Annotated in this window: 2 tRNA genes; both read left to right on the top strand. The window is 40.4% G+C overall.

Annotated features, from left to right (window positions below):
* Positions 1–154 precede the first annotated feature (154 nt).
* A tRNA-Ile gene (locus tag N9R04_RS11300) sits at positions 155–228 on the top strand.
* A 17-nt stretch (positions 229–245) separates the two neighbouring features.
* Positions 246–321 (top strand) — tRNA-Ala (locus N9R04_RS11295).
* The last annotated feature ends 223 nt before the right edge of the window (positions 322–544 follow it).

Genomic DNA, 544 nt, shown 5'->3' with positions numbered 1-544 from the left:
TCGTAACAAGGTAGCCGTATCGGAAGGTGCGGCTGGATCACCTCCTTTCTAAGGATTTTATACGGAATACTTTCGATAGAAAGTAAGGAATAACGTGACATATTGCATTTAGTTTTGAATGCTCATTTGAGTATTCACTGATGCGAGTAATTACGGGCCTATAGCTCAGCTGGTTAGAGCGCACGCCTGATAAGCGTGAGGTCGGTGGTTCGAGTCCACTTAGGCCCACTCTAAACTTAATATATGGGGGCTTAGCTCAGCTGGGAGAGCGCCTGCTTTGCACGCAGGAGGTCAGCGGTTCGATCCCGCTAGTCTCCACCATTAATAATTTTATATTTCAAATGCTGTTATAAAATATTTGCGTTTGAATTAAAATTTCCGTAAGACAGTGAGTTTCAATCGATCGAAATCGACTGAAAAGCTGATCTCGGAAAGTATTGTACATTGAAAACTAGATAGTAAGTAAGATAGATTTTACCAAGCAAAACCGAGTGAATTAGAGTTTTTAAAAGCTTGAATTCAAAAATAATCGCTAGTGTTCGAA

Origin of the sequence: Staphylococcus marylandisciuri, assembly GCF_025519785.1 — a bacterium.
Lineage (GTDB): Bacteria > Bacillota > Bacilli > Staphylococcales > Staphylococcaceae > Staphylococcus > Staphylococcus marylandisciuri.
The sequence above is the reverse complement of the archived record's forward strand: the minus strand, read 5'-3'. Positions and strand labels throughout refer to the sequence as shown.